Annotated in this window: 16 protein-coding genes; 11 read left to right on the top strand and 5 right to left on the bottom strand. The window is 62.8% G+C overall.

All coding sequences use genetic code 11. The annotated features are described in order from the left end of the window. Positions 1-74: 74 nt before the first annotated feature. Positions 75-1,178 carry an ISNCY family transposase gene (locus X743_RS157915; protein WP_156934413.1) on the bottom strand — a complete coding sequence of 368 codons (1,104 nt, stop codon included), beginning with the start codon at positions 1,176-1,178 and terminating at the stop codon, positions 75-77. 385 nt (positions 1,179-1,563) lie between these two features. On the opposite strand from X743_RS157915, the gene leuA reads away from it, so the two are divergent. The 4 genes from leuA to X743_RS157935 all read left to right on the top strand — a co-directional run bounded on the left by leuA (position 1,564) and on the right by X743_RS157935 (position 7,025). Next, positions 1,564-3,309 carry a 2-isopropylmalate synthase gene (gene leuA / locus X743_RS157920; RefSeq protein ID WP_084555480.1) on the top strand — a complete coding sequence of 582 codons (1,746 nt, stop codon included), beginning with the start codon at positions 1,564-1,566 and terminating at the stop codon, positions 3,307-3,309. A gap of 254 nt (positions 3,310-3,563) precedes the next feature. Then, the gene (locus tag X743_RS157925) at positions 3,564-5,333 is read left to right on the top strand and encodes a tetratricopeptide repeat protein (RefSeq protein WP_023765297.1); all 1,770 of its coding nucleotides are present in this window, start codon (positions 3,564-3,566) and stop codon (positions 5,331-5,333) included. Between the two features lie 154 nt (positions 5,334-5,487). Then, on the top strand, positions 5,488-6,291 hold the full coding sequence (locus X743_RS157930; protein ID WP_023765296.1) for an alpha/beta fold hydrolase: 804 nt from the start codon (positions 5,488-5,490) through the stop codon (positions 6,289-6,291). A gap of 119 nt (positions 6,292-6,410) precedes the next feature. Next, positions 6,411-7,025: a hypothetical protein gene (locus tag X743_RS157935; protein WP_013893396.1), complete on the top strand. Its 615-nt coding sequence runs from the start codon at positions 6,411-6,413 to the stop codon at positions 7,023-7,025. Here X743_RS157935 and X743_RS157940 read toward each other — a convergent pair. Then, positions 7,009-7,932 carry a metallophosphoesterase gene (locus X743_RS157940; RefSeq protein ID WP_023765295.1) on the bottom strand — a complete coding sequence of 308 codons (924 nt, stop codon included), beginning with the start codon at positions 7,930-7,932 and terminating at the stop codon, positions 7,009-7,011. The genes X743_RS157935 and X743_RS157940 overlap by 17 nt on opposite strands. Positions 7,933-7,985: 53 nt before the next feature. On the opposite strand from X743_RS157940, the gene X743_RS157945 reads away from it, so the two are divergent. Both X743_RS157945 and X743_RS157950 read left to right on the top strand, forming a co-directional pair. After that, the gene (locus tag X743_RS157945) at positions 7,986-8,480 is read left to right on the top strand and encodes an NUDIX domain-containing protein (protein WP_023765294.1); all 495 of its coding nucleotides are present in this window, start codon (positions 7,986-7,988) and stop codon (positions 8,478-8,480) included. 74 nt (positions 8,481-8,554) lie between these two features. Next, positions 8,555-9,037, top strand: coding sequence for an ABZJ_00895 family protein (locus X743_RS157950; protein WP_198028431.1), 483 nt, complete (start codon positions 8,555-8,557; stop codon positions 9,035-9,037). A 15-nt stretch (positions 9,038-9,052) separates the two neighbouring features. Here X743_RS157950 and X743_RS157955 read toward each other — a convergent pair whose 3' ends face one another. Beyond that, positions 9,053-10,042 (bottom strand): glutathione S-transferase family protein, encoded by a 990-nt coding sequence (locus tag X743_RS157955; protein ID WP_023765292.1) that lies wholly within the window; start codon positions 10,040-10,042, stop codon positions 9,053-9,055. Between the two features lie 267 nt (positions 10,043-10,309). Here X743_RS157955 and X743_RS157960 point away from each other — a divergent pair, with 267 nt between their 5' ends. From X743_RS157960 to X743_RS157980, 5 genes are all read left to right on the top strand, one after another. After that, positions 10,310-10,846 carry an N-acetyltransferase gene (locus X743_RS157960; protein WP_023765291.1) on the top strand — a complete coding sequence of 179 codons (537 nt, stop codon included), beginning with the start codon at positions 10,310-10,312 and terminating at the stop codon, positions 10,844-10,846. Between the two features lie 91 nt (positions 10,847-10,937). After that, positions 10,938-11,699 (top strand): 3-hydroxyacyl-CoA dehydrogenase, encoded by a 762-nt coding sequence (locus X743_RS157965; protein ID WP_023765290.1) that lies wholly within the window; start codon positions 10,938-10,940, stop codon positions 11,697-11,699. A gap of 125 nt (positions 11,700-11,824) precedes the next feature. Next, entirely contained in the window at positions 11,825-12,604 is a 780-nt protein-coding gene (locus X743_RS157970; RefSeq protein ID WP_023765289.1) for a HugZ family protein, read from the top strand. 155 nt (positions 12,605-12,759) lie between these two features. Continuing rightward, the gene (locus X743_RS157975) at positions 12,760-13,104 is read left to right on the top strand and encodes a metalloregulator ArsR/SmtB family transcription factor (RefSeq protein WP_013893387.1); all 345 of its coding nucleotides are present in this window, start codon (positions 12,760-12,762) and stop codon (positions 13,102-13,104) included. A 103-nt stretch (positions 13,105-13,207) separates the two neighbouring features. Continuing rightward, positions 13,208-14,005 carry an RNA methyltransferase gene (locus X743_RS157980; RefSeq protein ID WP_023765288.1) on the top strand — a complete coding sequence of 266 codons (798 nt, stop codon included), beginning with the start codon at positions 13,208-13,210 and terminating at the stop codon, positions 14,003-14,005. Between the two features lie 52 nt (positions 14,006-14,057). Here X743_RS157980 and X743_RS157985 read toward each other — a convergent pair whose 3' ends face one another. Together X743_RS157985 and X743_RS157990 are read right to left on the bottom strand one after the other, a co-directional pair. Next, positions 14,058-15,242, bottom strand: coding sequence for a hypothetical protein (locus X743_RS157985; protein ID WP_023765287.1), 1,185 nt, complete (start codon positions 15,240-15,242; stop codon positions 14,058-14,060). Between the two features lie 158 nt (positions 15,243-15,400). After that, entirely contained in the window at positions 15,401-15,937 is a 537-nt protein-coding gene (locus tag X743_RS157990; RefSeq protein WP_083833235.1) for an EipA family protein, read from the bottom strand. Between the last annotated feature and the right edge of the window lie 172 nt (positions 15,938-16,109).

Here is a 16,109-nt window from a genome sequence, read left to right as displayed (position 1 = left end):
CTGTCGGTAGCTAATCAAGATGTCCGGTTTTGGTAGCACATTACTTGTCCGCTTCAGTTTTGCGTCGAAGCGGTTCACGCGGCTTGCCTGATGGGGCAAGTTTCTTCGATTGCGACGCCGTCGGGCCTGTATCGCGCAATGCGGCGCGGCCCGTGGAAGATCGCGAGGGTGCCGTCCGGGTACCGCCTGATCTTGACCGTGGCCTTGACGAAGTGATGCCGGATCGGGCTGTGCGGGAGCTGCAATCGCAGCCGCTCCAAGGCGACCGTGTTGTCACGGGCAACGACGCGCTCCTCCTCGATGCACAGGATCTGGGCCAGTTGTTGCGGGTCGGCGGCGACAAAGGCGCTGTCCTCAACCGCGGCCGGCCTGGCGAAGCGGGCATTGTGAGCCGGCAGATAGGTCTGTGCGATAAAGCCGTTGGCGGCCTGGATATCAGCCATGCCGGCCAGTACCAGTTCCTTAGGCAGTCGGTCCTGCAAGGTTGAGAACATTCGCTCGGAGCGGCCCCTGGCTTCAGGCGAATAGGCTGGAATATGTTCGATGCCGAGCCGATCGAGCGCCCGGCCAACCTGGGTCAAGCGAATCTTGTCGACAGCACCGCCGGCCTTGAGCGTCACGAAATAGTGGCTGCCGCGATCGCTGTAGAGGCTCGACGGCAGTCCCTTGGCGACGAATGTCTCCAGAAGTCCCTGAAAGCTCGACGCCGTGCCTTCCTCCTCGATCAGGAAGGCCGAATAGATCGTGCTCGTCGCATCGTCCATCGTTACGATCAGATCCAGCATCGGCCCACCCGCCAGCCATTGATGACGGCTGCCATCCTGATGCAGCATCATCCCCTCGCACGGCTTCCTTTCCCGCTTGCGCCGGTGAGCACCGCGCCGCTTGGCCCGTTCCACCAGCCCAGCCGCATGAAGCTGCGTCTTGATGAAGGTGTAGCCCCAGCTGAAGTCATGATCGCGCAGCAGGTGCTCGTGGAAATGCTTCACGTTCCAGCCAAGGTAGCGGTGGCGATAAAGTTCCAGCATCTCCTCGATCGCCTCCGCGGGCACCCGGCGCGTCGAAAGCTTGCCCAAACGCCGGTCGAGCAACCCAGCCTCCCCAGCTTCTTCGTAACGGTCGCGGTAACGCCGGAATTGCCGCTCCGACATGCCCAGCAACTCGCCTGCCTCCATCATCGAANGCCTCCATTCGCTGGCGATAAAACCGGACAACTCGCGTGCTACCTAATCCGGACAACTCATGTGCTTACGACACCGGGTCCCACCCCGCTTGCCTCTCACAAGCCGCTCCTGTAAGAGAACCGCCATGAACACGCGCGCCACCACCGCTTCCCGTCAGACCGGCTTTGCCGGCGAGACCGTGCGCGCGCTTGCCTCGACCCTGCTTCTTCTCGGCCTTATCGGCGATCGCCGGGTTCGCTGAAGGAGCGCCCGGCGGTCGAACCGCCGCGCAAGCGCATGCTCCTTGGCCAATCACATCAAGCGAACGAAAATCTGGTAAAGGCGCCACTCGCCATCAATCCGTCCAGGACGGATCCGAGGGCCGCCGGGAGAAACGACGATGAACGCACGAGAACAAATCCGCCCTGATGCCGCTGCAGCCGGCAAGGATGCGGAACCGGCCCGGGGCATGCCCGACGCTGCCCGCAAATATCAACCCTATCCAACCGTTGGCCTCACCGACCGGACCTGGCCTTCGAAAGTCATCGATAAGGCGCCGATCTGGTGTTCGGTCGACCTGCGCGACGGCAACCAGGCGCTGATCGATCCGATGGGCCATGAGCGCAAGGCGCGCATGTTCGGCCTGCTGCTCGACATGGGCTTCAAGGAGATCGAGATCGGCTTCCCCTCGGCCTCGCAGACCGATTTCGACTTCGCCCGCTGGTGCATCGAGGAAGGCAATGTCCCAGCCGACGTGTCGCTGCAGGTCCTGGTGCAGTGCCGGCCCGAGCTGATCACCCGCACCTTCGAAGCGCTGAAGGGCGCCACCAACCCGATCGTGCATTTCTACAATTCGACCAGTGAATTGCAGCGCCGCGTCGTCTTCGAGAAGGATGTCGGCGGCATCAAGCGCATCGCCACCGACGCGGCCAAGATGATCACCGACATGGCCTCCAAGGCCGGTGGCGGTTTCCGTTTCGAATATTCGCCGGAGAGCTTCACCGGCACCGAGCTCGACGTGGCATTGGAGATCTGCAATGCCGTCACCGAGATCGTCAGGCCGACATCAGACAACAAGCTGATCATCAACCTGCCGTCGACGGTCGAGATGTCGACGCCCAACGTCTATGCCGACCGCATCGAATGGATGTGCCGCAATCTCGACAACAGGGAGAAGCTGATCATCTCGCTGCATCCGCACAATGACCGCGGCACCGGCATCGCCACCACCGAGCTCGGCCTGATGGCCGGCGCCGACCGCGTCGAAGGCACGCTGTTCGGCAATGGCGAGCGCACCGGCAATGTCGACATCGTCACGCTGGCGCTCAACATGTACACGCAAGGCGTCGATCCCGGCATCGACTGCTCCGACATCAACCGGATGAAGGATGTCTACGAATATTCGAACCAGTTGAAGATTCCCGAGCGCCACCCCTATGTCGGCGAACTCGTCTACACGGCCTTCTCCGGTTCGCATCAGGACGCCATCAACAAGGGCATGAAGGCCTTGAAGAAGGCCAACACGCCGCTGTGGGAAGTGCCCTACCTGCCGATCGATCCGGCCGATGTCGGCCGCAGCTACGAGGCGATCATCCGCATCAACTCGCAGTCGGGCAAGGGCGGCATCGCCTACGTGCTGCAGGCCGATTACGGTCTCAACCTGCCACGCAATCTGCAGATCGAGTTCAGCCAGGCGATCCAGGCGATCACCGACGCGGAAGGTAAGGAGGTGCCGGCCAAGCGCATCTATGAGCGGTTCCTCGAGGCCTATGTCGACCAGCCGGGCGCACGCTTGAAATTCCTCGATCACCACACCTACCCCGACACCGAGGTCAAGGGGCGGCGCGTGGTCGAGGCTGTCATCCTCGACAACGGCAGGGAAACGACGATATCAGGCACTGGCACCGGTCCGATCGACGGCTTCGTCGATGCGCTGTCGCGGCATGTCGGCGTCGAGATGTCGGTGCTCGACTATTCCGAGCACTCGATGCAGCGCGGCTCGAATGCCTCCGCCATCTCCTATGTCGAGATGGAATATCCAGGCGGAAAGCTGTTCGGCGCCGGCATCAACACCAACATCGTCGCCGCCTCGCTGGAAGCCGTGACTTCCGCCGCCAACCGTATCGTAGGCCGCAAGGCGCGGTAATCCCTACCGGTCGTCGGCGCGAGAGCAGCAGCGCTCTCGCGCCGACTTTTTCGAACCCGAACCGGGCTTGGCCCAAATGGCCGATGATGTCGGCGCGCTTCGGCGCCCGCCGCCAACGTCCTGCAGCGGGGCCATTAACCACCGGAAAATTATCCGGTTAGGTACGCGATCGCATAATGGGTGCATACTTGTGTGGAGATGCGGGCACGATATGATCGTGTCTCAACCTGTGCCGACTTCGAGAGGATCGACACTTGCAGCATGCCACGCCTGCCGCCCCCGCAGTGCGCGAGACACTGGAGCGACTACTTGCCAGCGAAACGTTTGGACGGTCCGAACGCGCGCGCAAACTGATCCGCTATCTCGTCGAACGCGAACAGGCAGGCGAGGCCGACAGGCTCAAGGGCTTTTCCATCGCCATGGACGTCTTCGGCAAGGACGGTGATTTCGATCCGTCGACCGATGCAGTGGTGCGGGTCCAGGCTGGCCGGCTGCGTGATTTGCTGCAGCAGTATTTCGCCAATGAAGGCGTCGCCGAACCCGTCCGCATCGCCATTCCGCGCGGCGGCTATGTCCCGGCCTATGAACTCAACGCCATCCGCCTGCCGGAAACGGCCAACCTTGCCGGGCAGACGGAAGCGCTGGCACCGCCATCCGAACAGCCGAGCGCCGTCGACATTCCGTCCGCCGCATTGGTGGCATCGACTGCGGCTCCGGAGCCCTCTGTGGCGCGCCATCTCAGGTTCTTCTGGATGGCGATCGCCGTGGTCATCGCCATGCTCGGTGTTCTGATCCTGCGTCAGGGCAGCGGCGCCCTGCTGGCAGGTGGCGACATACCGGCTACGTTCGAGCCCGCCGGCTTGACCGGCAGCATCGCCCGGTCCCCGGCAAGTGAGGCCCTGCCGCTCGTCTACCTCGCCGTCAAGGCCAATGGCCAAGATGCCAGCCGTGTCGCCGCGTCCTTGCGCGCCGGCCTGAGCGGTTTCGATACGGTCGACTTCATCGGCCGCGAGGCCGCCGACGAGACCGATCCGGGCACCAATGCCACGAGCTTCATCTTCGATATCCTGCCTGGACCGGGCGCGGGCGACATCACCATCGAGCTGCAGAGCATGGCGACCGGCCGGGTGCTTTTGTCGCGCAACCTGACCGCCGCCGACAGCGCGCCGAACGCCGTCGAGGACCGCATCGCCGGCATCCTGAGTTCGGCTCTTCCCGCTTCCGGCACGATCTACAACTATATCGAGCAGAGCGGCATGCAGACCGGCCTGACGCAATGCCTGCTGCTCAACGGCAAATACTATCTCGACCAAAACGTCAGAACCCACGGCGCCGCGTACCGCTGCCTTGAAGCCCTGGCCGACGACGGCGCAAAATCGTCGCTGGTTTATTCGGAACTCGCCTCGTTGCACCTCGAGGCGGTGAACGACCACTACGCCTATCCGCCGGATGCGACGATCGAGAAGGCGCTGACGTTCGCCCACCGCGCCATACAGATGGGGCCGACCAGCCCTAACGCGCATCGCGCCTATGGCTACATCTATTCGCGCCTTGGCAATCCCGACGAGGCGCTGCGCTGGATGCGCAAGGCCTATGACCTCAACCCCTACGACGCCTCCATGGCCGCCGCCTATGGTTACGGACTGATTTTCGCCGGCCGCTACACCGAGGGAACACCGCTTCTGGCTCATGCCGTGGATGCCTCCAGCGGGCATCCGACATGGTGGGATTTCGGACTCTTCGCCGGCGAATTCATGCTCGGCGACATGAACAAGGCAACCATTGCCAGCAACGCCTTGAGAACGACTGCAACAAAATCACACTATCTCGCCGCGCGGCTGATCGGCGCCCAAATTGCCGGCCGGGACAGTCAGGCGCGCAAGCTGCTCGATGAGCTGAGCGCCAAATTTCCGAAATTCGCCGCCAATCCGCGCGCGACCTTCGTCGACCGGAAATATCCGGCCGACCTGACCGAGCGGCTGGTCGGCGCCTTGCGCGCCGCCGGGCTCGGGAACGCCAGCTAACGCCAAGCGACATCCACGGGTTCGGCCTGCCCACCCATTGTCGATTTCATACTCTACGAAGATTTTACTGGCCATTGCGCTCGACGAAGGGCATTCCAGCCACATTTGGTGTCTCGTCTCGCGCTCTTCCAATCTCGCAACAAGCCTCCAGTTCATGATTTCATCGCTTTATGCCGCCCAACAAGGTGCTGGTTCGAAGACCATCGTTCTGCTGCATGGCTTCGGTGGTTGCCATGACGTCTGGGGTGAGGTGATCTCTCCCCTGTCGGCTTCGGCGCGCACGCTGGCCTATGATCTGCCGGGACACGGCTTGTCGCTCGATTTCCCGGGTGCCGGTCCGGCCAAGGTGGCGGCAAAGGCCATTCACGCCGATCTCTCCGCGCGGGCGCTCAAGCGGGTCCATCTGGTCGGCCACTCGATGGGCGGCGCTGTCGCGGTGCTGATGGCGCTGGCCGACCCGGAAAAAGTCGCCTCGCTGACGCTGTTGGCGCCCGGTGGCTTCGGCCCCGAGATCAACGGGGCGCTGTTGCGCCGTTTTGCCGCCGCGAGCGAGTCGTCCGAGATCCTTGCCTGCCTTGCCGCCATGTCGGGTCCACGCGCGCTGCCTTTTGACCACGCCGCCGATACGCTTTCCGAAATGCGCAGGCGGCCGGGGCAACTGGAAAAACTTGTCGAGATCGCAGCTGCCATGACCAGAGACGACCGGCAAGGCGTCATCCCGCGCGACCTGCTGGACACGCTGGCCATGCCCGTGATGGTGGTGTGGGGAACTGAAGACGCGGTGCTGCCCTTCACCCATGCGGATGGCCTGCCGGCGCGCTTTCATGTGCATCACGTTCTGGAGGCCGGCCATATGCTGATCGAGGAAGCCCCCGATCTGATCGCCAGGATCATCCAGCGCAACATGAACCGTCGCGCGAGACCCGTTCGCCCGAAACTCGCCACCACGGCCGATTGAGTTGCCGCCGAGCGCCATATCCCCTGCGCCTCGCCCCCTGATCTCGCCCCCATCTCGCCAGTGCATTTTGCCGGCGGCTGTGTTAACTGCGTGTTAACCAAACCCGCGAGGCCACGCCGATGAAGGACGCAGGCGAAAAGATCGATCCGTCAAGCAAACTGTCCGATGCCATCCGTGATGTGAAGAACGCCTTTGCCGACCGCGACGATGTCGTCGTCGACATGCGCGAGGCGCATCGCATGCGCCTCGATCTCCTGGCCGCCGAACTCGCGCCCGTCTTTGCCGACGTTCCCGCCGACATGGACAATTTCGATTTCGTCGTTTCCTCGGGGCTGCAGCCGCGTCTGTGGATCGACGCCGTCAGCCATGTCGCGATGGGCCGTGATCGCCGCACCTACCGTTTCCTCAAGGACACCCGCATCGGCCGTGTGGTGCTCGCCGAATCGACCGAGATGAAGCCGGTTGCCAACGCCGTGACGCGCTATGTCGCCGAGCGCATCGTCGAGCGCCAGAGGATGATGGAAGGCGGGGTCGAACCGGCAATCGCCGGCATGAAGCGCGCCGAGGTGAGCGAGGCGGAGCCGCCGCTGCGGTCGCCACAACGCAGCAAGGGCTGGTCTGCCTTCCTGTCCGGCCTTGGCCTGATCGCCGCCGGCGCGTTGGTCGGCCTGGCGGTGTCGATCGCCCTGTTCTGGGACCGCCTCGTGGCAATGGGGCTCAGCTTGCGGCCATAGCGGCCGGGGCCCCTAGCTCCAGCGTCTGCAGGTCGACAGGCGGTATCGCCGGCCCGGTCAGGCCGCGCCGGGTCAGGCGGATCCGCCAATTGTCCTTTTCGCCGTCGATGTCGAACAGATTGTACTGTGCCGCCGGGTGCTTGCCGCCCGGCGCCTGGCCGGCGGCGGCGACGCCGACAACCGGGATCTTGGCGCCGCGGACCCCGATCTGGAACAGCGACGGCAGATGCGAGTGGCCGTGCAGGACAAGCTCGGCGCCATGCCGGCGAATGATCTTGTGGAAGCGGGCGATGCCGAACAGCCGCTTGTGCTGCGGGACAGCGCCGCGCACGGGCGGATGATGGATCATGATGGCGCGGAACAGGCCTTGCCCGCCGGTGTCGCGCAGGATCTTGCCGAGCCGCTCCGCCTGCCCCTCCATGAAGAAGCCATTGGCCATGAAGGGCGCCGTGGCGCGCGCCGTCGAGACGCCGATCAGCGCGACATTGCCGCGTACGCGCAGAAAGGGAAAGGCATTGCGGTCGACCGGCGTGTTGATGCCGTCACCGCTCATCCACGCCGCCCATGAGCGACAGACCTTGTCGAAGGCGCCGGGCACATAGGCATCGTGGTTTCCCGGAACGACGGAAACGTCGTGCGGCGGTCCCAACGTCTCCAGCCAGTGCCTGGCCATCTCGATCTCGCCGTCGAGCGCCAGATTGACCAGGTCGCCGGTGACGGCGAGATGGTCGGGACTTTGCGCCTTGACGTCGGCGACGATGGTGTCGATGACGGCGTCATGCATGTGGCGGCGGCGGTTGCGCTGCCAGTTGACGTAGCCGAGCACGCGCTTGGAGGCGAGATCGCGATAGGATACATCCGGGAGCGGCCCCAGATGGACATCGGAAATATGCGCGAGCCTGAACATGCATCCTTCATAGGCGACCAGCGCCCTCCTTTCCACCCACGGTTTCGCTACTGATGACGAGCCCGCAAGATCCCTTCCGCCAGACCGGTTGGGCTGGCCTCAGGGCCCGGCTGTTCCATCTCTATTTCGTGCTGCGGCGGCCAATGACGCTCGGCGTGCGCGGCCTGATCCACGACACCGCCACGAATTCCGTTTTCCTCATCCGCCACACCTATGTGCCGGGCTGGCAGCTTCCCGGCGGTGGCGTCGAGGTCGGCGAGACGATGGACGAAGCGCTGGCGCGCGAATTGGCGGAGGAAGGCAACATCGCGCTAATCGCTCCACCAGCACTGAAATCGATGCATTTCAACCGCCGCTCCAGCCGCCGCGATCATGTCGGCTTCTATCTCATCGAGCAGTTCGCCCAGACGGCGCCCAAGCTGCCTGACCACGAGATCGCCGAAGCCGGCTTCTTCCCGCTGGACCGCTTGCCGGAAGCAACGACGCCGGCGACACTGCGGCGGATCGCCGAGGTTTTCCAGGGAGAGCCGATTTCTAGTTACTGGTGATTTACGAAATACAGTTACCCTGCACCTCGACTTCAGTGATTTTAATTTCACTAAAATCTTATCGAGGGGCGATGATGGCTTACGAAAAAACAGATACGGTCAGTATATGGCCTTATGTCGGCATTTACATGCTTGTAACGTTTTTAGTAAGCCTGGCCCTGATCGCCTTGGCAATAATTTTTCCGTCATTCATCGCGCTAACTGGGAAGAATACCTATTTCGGGGTGAATTTCGCCTCTACTTTGACGGCGTATTCCCTATTTATACGAAAAAATGGGAGAACCTTCCATAGAGGGGAGTATTGGAAAACGGTGGTGTTTTCCACGATAGCCATCATTTTATTCTCGATGTTGTTCCTTCTGCTTTCACTCGCGGACGACGCCACGGCGGCAAAATTGAGAGGAATTCCGTTTGGTGGCTGGGTTGCGATCATGGCATTGGCGACGCTGTTTGCCTTCTGCCTCAACGCCTTCGGTTACTCGAGTTGGTTCGGAAATCGGATGTTGAAAGCCAATCGCAAAAGGCAAACGCAACTCGACACCAAACTTTTCCGCTGATCAGCCTGCCGGTTATCAGGCCGCCTTCCTGAACCGTCCCCGGTCATGCGGCGCGGCATAGTCCAGCTCCGGTCCCATGGGCACGATCCGCGTCGGGTTGATCGTTTCGTGGCTGCCGTAGTAATGCGCCTTGATGTGATGCAGGTTCACCGTGCCGGCAACGCCGGGTACCTGATACAAGTCGCGCAGATAGTTCGACAGGTTGGGATAGTCGGCGATACGGCGCAGATTGCACTTGAAATGACCGACATAGACCGGGTCGAAGCGCACAAGCGTGGTGAACAGCCGCCAGTCGGCTTCGGTGATGCGATCGCCAACGAGATAACGCTGCTTGGAAAGCCGATCCTCGAGCGTGTCGAGCGCCGAGAACAACGCATCGAAGGCCTCCTGATAGGCGGCTTGCGTGGTGGCGAAGCCGGCACGATAGACGCCGTTGTTGATGGCGGGATAGACTAGAGCGTTGATCGCATCGATCTCGCCGCGCAAGGGCTGTGGATAGAAATCGAGACCGGCATCGCCCCACTCGTCGAAGGCTGAATTGAGCATCCGGATGATCTCGGAGGATTCGTTGGAGACGATGGTCTGCTCCTTTTTGTCCCACAGCACCGGCACCGTGACCCGGCCGGAATAGGCCGGATCGGCCCTGGTGTAGATCTGGTGCAGGAAGTCGAGGCCGTAGAGCGTGTCGCCGGTGGCGCCGTCCTCGGCGAGAAACGTCCAGCCGTTCGCGCCCATGAAATGGTGCACGACCGAGACGGAGATGATACCTTCGAGCCTCTTCAACGCGCGAAAGATCAGCGTCCGGTGCGCCCACGGACAGGCAAGCGAGACATAGAGGTGGTAGCGGCCGGGCTCTGCCTTGAAGCCGCGATGGCCGCCCTCGGCCGGTTTGCCGTCACGCGTGATCCAGTCGCGCCACCGCGACTGCGCCCGCACGAACTTGCCGCCGCTGTCCTTGGTGTCGTACCAGCGGTCCTGCCACTTGCCGTCGACCAGCAATCCCATGGGATGTCCTTTCGCCTTTCCACCTGATGTAGAGCGCGACGCGGCAAGGCTGAAATCATCAGGGCTGAACAGACTGTCAATCGTTAGGGCCAGTGAACGGGGTCGATTGCAGCGGCCGAAAATTGATGCTAGCGGACACTCCGCATGTTCGACTTTGCTTTGATCCGGTTTGACCGACGACGAAAGGGCGCCCGCGCTTGATGAAGCGCTGACTGGCGAATGCTGCCGTTTGCAGCAACCTTTCCTCTCTACCGGAACGCAAAGACCATGAGCCTTGCCGACGTGAAATACCTGCCGGAAACCCCGGCGCATGATGCTGAAATCGAAGCCATCAACGACGAGGCCTTCGGCCCCGGCCGTTTTGTCCTGGCTGCTTACAAGATCCGCGAGGCTGGAGGGCACGAACGCGCTCTGTCCTTTGTCGCCGTCGACGGCGACATCGTCGTCGCTTCGGTGCGCATGACCCGCATTGCCGCCGGCCCCGGCCGCGCGCTGATGCTCGGGCCGCTCGCGGTACGGCCCGCCTTCAAGAATCTCGGCATTGGCCGCCGGCTGGTGGCGATTGCGCTGGAAGCTGCCGCCAAGGCCGGTGCGCCGGCCGTTATACTGGTCGGCGACGAGCCCTATTACGGGCCGCTCGGCTTCAAGCGGATCCCGCGCGGCCAGATTTCGATGCCGCGCCCTGTCGATCTCGACCGCTTGCTGTCGCATGAGATCGTGCCGGGTTCCGTCGCCAAGCTCTTGGGCGAGGTCGGTCACGCCAGTCAGGCCAGGGTCGCCGAGCACATCGCCGCCATGGCTTGACCTTCCCGTTCGATCTGGCACTGATCCTTTCCTGCTTTCACAGGAGGGCCTGCTTTCACAGGAAGGCCTGCTTTACAGAAGGAATGATGCCATGACCCCGAACGGCCAGATCGCAATCGTGACCGGCGGCGGCTCCGGCCTTGGCGAGGCGACGGCTCGGGCGCTTGCCGCCAAAAGTGCCCGCGTCGCCATATTCGATGTCGGCATCGACCGCGCTGCCAAGGTCGCGGCCGAGATCGGCGGCATTGCCGTCCAATGCGACGTCAGCAGCGCCGACAGCGGTGCTGCCGCCCTCACCGAGGTCGCGGCCAAGCTCGGCGAGCCGCGCATCCTGGTCAACTGCGCCGGCATCGCCATCGGCGTGAAGACGATCGGCAAGGATGGTCCCCATCCGCTCGACCAGTACCGCAAGGTGATCGAGGTCAATCTGATCGGCACCTTCAACATGATCCGCCTCGTCGCCGAACGCGCCGCGAAGCTCGAGCCGCTGCAGGGTGGCGAACGCGGCGTCATCGTCAACACGGCCTCGGTCGCCGCCTATGACGGCCAGATCGGCCAGGCGGCCTATTCGGCCTCCAAGGGTGGTGTGGTCGGCATGACACTGCCGGTGGCGCGCGACCTGGCCCGTTCCGGCATCCGCGTCAGCACCATTGCGCCCGGCATCTTCAAGACACCGATGATGGCCGGCATGCCGCAGGAGGTGCAGGATTCGCTGGGCGCCGCCGTGCCCTTCCCTTCGCGCCTCGGCGAACCATCCGAATATGCCGCCCTTGCCCTGCACATCATCGAGAACCAGATGCTGAACGGCGAGACCATCCGCCTCGACGGCGCCATCCGCATGGCGCCGAAGTGATGCATGCCGTCCAAGGTGCGAAGCGATTTTTGATATAACGAAGTGCATAAGCGCTAGCCCTTGCCAAACCCGGCATCTTCGTCCGATAAGTGGAATAAGAAGATCAACTTAGCAGGGCCGGAACCTTGGACGACCGCAAGAAGGACGTGATCCGCGAGACCGATGCCGAGGCGATCCGGCTGGCGAAGACGCTTCTGCGCAGCGCCCGCTTCGGCGCACTGGCGGTGCTGGAGCCGCGGACCGGGTCGCCGCTGGTGAGCCGGGTCGGCGTGGCCACGGACATCGATGGCGCGCCGCTGATCCTGGTGTCGATGCTTTCCGCGCACACGCCTGCCTTGCTTGCCGATCCGCGCTGCTCCCTGCTGCTCGGCGAGCCAGGCAAGGGCGACCCCCTGGCGCATCCGCGCTTGACGCTGATCTGCGGGGCATCGCGGCTGGAGCGTGGCTCGGGCATCCACGCCCGCGCCGAGCGCCGCTATCTCAACCGCAATCCCAAGGCCGGCCTCTATGCCGGGCTCGGCGACTTTTCGATCTTTCGCCTCGAACCGCAACGCGCCAGCCTCAATGGCGGCTTCGGCAAGGCCTATCTGCTCGATCGGTCCGATCTCACCAGCAGCGGACCCATCGTCGAAGAGCTTGCGGACAGCGAACAATCCGCCATCGAGCACATGAACGCGGAACATCTCGACGCGGTCGCCGTTTACGCACATCAGTTTGCCAGGGCATCCGGCGAGGGCTGGACCATCGCCGGATTGGATGCCGACGGCATGGACTTGGTATCGGGGGATAATGTTTGCCGGGTTTTCTTTCCGCAACCCCTGGTGGCAGCAGGTGAATTGCGGCCCGCTTTGGTTGAAATGGTCAGGAGCGGCCGCACAATGATGAAGACAAATGACAGAACTTAATTGCATTTGATCAAAAGCAATGCTTGAGATTTGGAAGAAATGTTCTACGCTCAAGGGGTGGCGCTGACTCGTCAGTGTCCTTTCGCAAGTGAATTTATGGATTCAGGCGCCATTGCCCCCATGGCACCTCGATGAGCAAACAGCATGGGGCATTTATGGTCTCGACAAAGCTAATCGCCAACGCTGAACCGGCGGCCGAATTTTTGATGCTTATGGGCAACGAAAAACGGCTGTTGATCATGAGCTATCTGATCGACGGTGAAATGTCGGTCGGCGCTATCGCCGAAAAGGTGATGCTCAGCCAATCCGCCCTCTCGCAGCATCTGGCCAAGCTGCGGGCGCTCGATTTGGTGGACACCCGCCGCGACCGTCAGATGATCTACTACTCCTGCAAATCCGATGCGGTGCGCGAACTGCTTGTCATGCTGGATGGTATTTTCGGCAGCGGCAAGGAGGACCTGTCCCAGATGGCACAGAGATTGCGCCGCGCCGGGACTTGACCGGACGCTTCTGCGGCCGTTTACCTCGCCGACGATTTCCAGAGCGTGGCTAGTGCGTCCTTTCCGACGCACGATCCGCGCTCTCGATCTTTGAGCAGGGGACATGAACCCAATTCGCATCGACGACCCGCAGGATCCGCGTGTCGCCGCCTATCTCGATATCCGCGAACGCGATCTCGCGGGCCGGCAAGGCCGCTTCGTTGCCGAAGGCAAGGTGGTGCTCGACCTGCTTTTGTCGTCGAGACGCTTCAGCGCCGAATCCGTCCTGGTCCTGGAAAACCGGCTGGGCGGCCTGAAGGACACGCTGGACAAGGCACCCGCGGATCTGCCGGTCTATGTCGTCACCAGCGCGGTGATGGACGCGATCGCCGGCTTTCACCTGCATCGCGGCATCCTGGCCATCGGCCGCAAGGAGACGCCGCAGCCGGCCGGCCCATTGCTGGATGCCTTGCCCGCTCTGGCCCTGGTTGTGGTGCTCGTTGGCATTTCCAACCACGACAATATGGGTTCGATCTTCCGCAACGCCGCCGCCTTCGGCGCCGATGCGGTGCTGATCGACGCGACATGCTGCGATCCGCTGTACCGCAAGGCGATCCGTGTTTCGGTCGGCGCCGCGCTGAAGATCCCTTTTGCGTCCTTCACCGACACCGCCGGCTTCACGGCGATGCTGGCTGAGCGGGGCTTTGAACAGTTCGCCCTGTCGCCACGCGGACGGACCGACATACGCGATGCAAAGCCGGCCGGGCGTCTGGCGCTCTATCTCGGCACCGAGGGCGAAGGCCTGCCCGAAAGCCTGCTCGCGCGCCTGCAGACCGTACGGATAACCATGGCGGACGGCTTCGACAGCCTGAACGTGGCAGCCGCCTCAGCCATTGCCCTGCATCATTTCTCGCACCGCTAAGGCATGTCGCCCGAAAGTGACCTCGGTTTTTGGGAGAACGACAGCCGCAGCCTCAGGTAGCATCCGCATTCTGCAAGGCTCGCACTCGATCGGCGAGGCTGCGGTCGCCGCCGCTGGGCCGGCTGTCCTGCGGTACCGCCAACGCCTTGGCGATCGGCGAATCGGGCCCCTCGAGCTTGGCCGTCAGGTGGACGACTTCCGCCGCCAGCTCGTTCATCTGCTCGCGCAGCGCGGCACCGCCATTCGTGGTGCCCGATGATGCCATGGCGCCAAGATCCGCCTTGAGCCGCTTGTTCTCGCGCGCCAGCGCCGTCAGCCTGGCCTCCAGCCGTTCGCGATCGCTGTCGAGCTTGGCGATCGCCCTATCCAGCTCATCGCGCCTTTCAGCCTCATCACGCTTGGCGGCCTCATCACGCCTGTCAGTCTCAAGCTTGTCGACCTGATCAGGCTTGCCGACCAGCCGCAGAGCCGGTCCGCCCTCCTCGGTTTTCGCTTTTTCGCGCAGCCGCGCCAGATCCTTTTCGCGGCGCTCGAGCTTGTCCTCGCGATCGGCGAGCGTGGCGAGCAGCCGTTCGACCTTCTTGTCGAGTTCAGCCGTCCTTTTCTTCTCGGCCTTCAGGGCCTCGCGCGCTGCCTTGCTTTCGGCCGCGATCTCCTGTTGGCGGCGGTCCGCCTCCTTGCGCTGGCCGCGCAGCAGCGAGATGTCACTGGCAAGCTTCTGCAATTCGGACTCGCGCGCCACCAGCTCGATCTGCCGGCTGCTGGAAGAAAAACTGGCGTCGTCATACATGTGCTCCAGCTTTTCGAGCTCGAGCGCCCGCTTTTCCAGCTTTCGTTCGGTTTCCTTGAGCCGTTCCGAAAGCTGATGCAGTTCCTCTTCGCGCTGCCGTAGCGCTTCGTCCTTGGCACCGAGTTCGGCGAGCGCGTGGTTCTTTTCCGTGCGCTCGACGGCCAGCCCCTTCAACGCCTCGCGGCCGCGATTGATCTCAACGAGTTGTTCGGCTGCCTTCTCGCGCAGCGCCTTGACGTTCATCTCGAGGCGGCGCGCCGACATGGCGTACTCGGCCCGGATCCGGTCCTTGTCGGCCTGGATCTCGGCCCGGGTCAACGGGATCGAAGCTTCGATGCGCCTGCGCGTCAGGGCGACGGCTCGCCTCCAGACCGCCGGAGCGATCATCAGCGCCAGAAAGCCGGCACACAGAAAGCCAAGGGCAAAGAACAGGACCGACTGAACCAAAGGACTACCCGCTATCGGCGGCAACCGCCTGAACTGGACCGTACCATATTGGCATGGCGGAAATCCGGCGCTGCGGCAAGGGCTTGCCGCAGCGCATTGGGGATCACGGCCCTACAAACCCCGTCGAAAAGCCGGCTTTGCGGCACGACGGGCTTCGATCAAAAGGGATTCCACGTCGCCCGCTCGGTCAGTTTCAGATAGCCGAGGTTGACGCCGAGCCGAGCACCGACACCGGTTCGGATCGGCACCAAAAGCACATTGTTGTTCTTCAGCACATTGAAGCCGACACCCGCCACGACATAGGCCGACCCCGCCACGCCGCCGTAGCGGTTGTAGAGGTTGCCGACGTCGTCCAAGTTGTAGACCAGCATCATCACCCGGGATCCCTCGCCGCCGAAATCCCAACCCAGCGACGGGCCCTGCCAGAACACTTTGTGGTCGCCGGCATTTTTGGTGTAGAGCGTGCCTTCGCCATAGGTCAGGCCGCCGATGAGCGCGCCCGAGCCCTCCTCGCCAAGCAGGTAGCCATTGGGCAGGCCGTAGGAAGCGAAGATCTTCTCGATGACGGTGGCCAGCCCGCCCGATGTCGCGCCGAAGAACTTGTGACCGGAATCGACAATCTCCTGAGCGGTATATTCCTGGGCCCGCAGGGCTGAAGTCGAGAAGACGAGAGCACCCATGAGCGCGATCGCCATTGATACGACACGGACAAATGTCCGGTCTGGTATGACACGGAACAGGTTCCGGCCAGAGGTGACACGGAAAAAGGTCCGGTCATAGAATCGGGAAAACATGCTTCCAATCTCCGTCAGGGAGCACCTTCGCCGACGCCTCGCACCCCATACGGCTCTTTAGGCGGCCGTTAAG

Origin of the sequence: Mesorhizobium sp. LNHC232B00 (genome assembly GCF_000502435.1) — a bacterium.
Classification (GTDB): Bacteria; Pseudomonadota; Alphaproteobacteria; order Rhizobiales; family Rhizobiaceae; genus Mesorhizobium; species Mesorhizobium opportunistum.
The sequence above is the reverse complement of the archived record's forward strand: the minus strand, read 5'-3'. Positions and strand labels throughout refer to the sequence as shown.

Coding starts and splice junctions, on each gene's coding strand:
- X743_RS157915 (WP_156934413.1), bottom strand. CDS start 1,178: ATGATGGAGGCAGGCGAGTTGCTGGGCATGTCGGAGCGGCAATTCCGG.
- leuA (WP_084555480.1), top strand. CDS start 1,564: ATGAACGCACGAGAACAAATCCGCCCTGATGCCGCTGCAGCCGGCAAG.
- X743_RS157930 (WP_023765296.1), top strand. CDS start 5,488: ATGATTTCATCGCTTTATGCCGCCCAACAAGGTGCTGGTTCGAAGACC.
- X743_RS157935 (WP_013893396.1), top strand. CDS start 6,411: ATGAAGGACGCAGGCGAAAAGATCGATCCGTCAAGCAAACTGTCCGAT.
- X743_RS157940 (WP_023765295.1), bottom strand. CDS start 7,932: ATGTTCAGGCTCGCGCATATTTCCGATGTCCATCTGGGGCCGCTCCCG.
- X743_RS157945 (WP_023765294.1), top strand. CDS start 7,986: ATGACGAGCCCGCAAGATCCCTTCCGCCAGACCGGTTGGGCTGGCCTC.
- X743_RS157950 (WP_198028431.1), top strand. CDS start 8,555: ATGGCTTACGAAAAAACAGATACGGTCAGTATATGGCCTTATGTCGGC.
- X743_RS157955 (WP_023765292.1), bottom strand. CDS start 10,042: ATGGGATTGCTGGTCGACGGCAAGTGGCAGGACCGCTGGTACGACACC.
- X743_RS157960 (WP_023765291.1), top strand. CDS start 10,310: ATGAGCCTTGCCGACGTGAAATACCTGCCGGAAACCCCGGCGCATGAT.
- X743_RS157965 (WP_023765290.1), top strand. CDS start 10,938: ATGACCCCGAACGGCCAGATCGCAATCGTGACCGGCGGCGGCTCCGGC.
- X743_RS157975 (WP_013893387.1), top strand. CDS start 12,760: ATGGTCTCGACAAAGCTAATCGCCAACGCTGAACCGGCGGCCGAATTT.
- X743_RS157980 (WP_023765288.1), top strand. CDS start 13,208: ATGAACCCAATTCGCATCGACGACCCGCAGGATCCGCGTGTCGCCGCC.
- X743_RS157990 (WP_083833235.1), bottom strand. CDS start 15,937: ATGGCGATCGCGCTCATGGGTGCTCTCGTCTTCTCGACTTCAGCCCTG.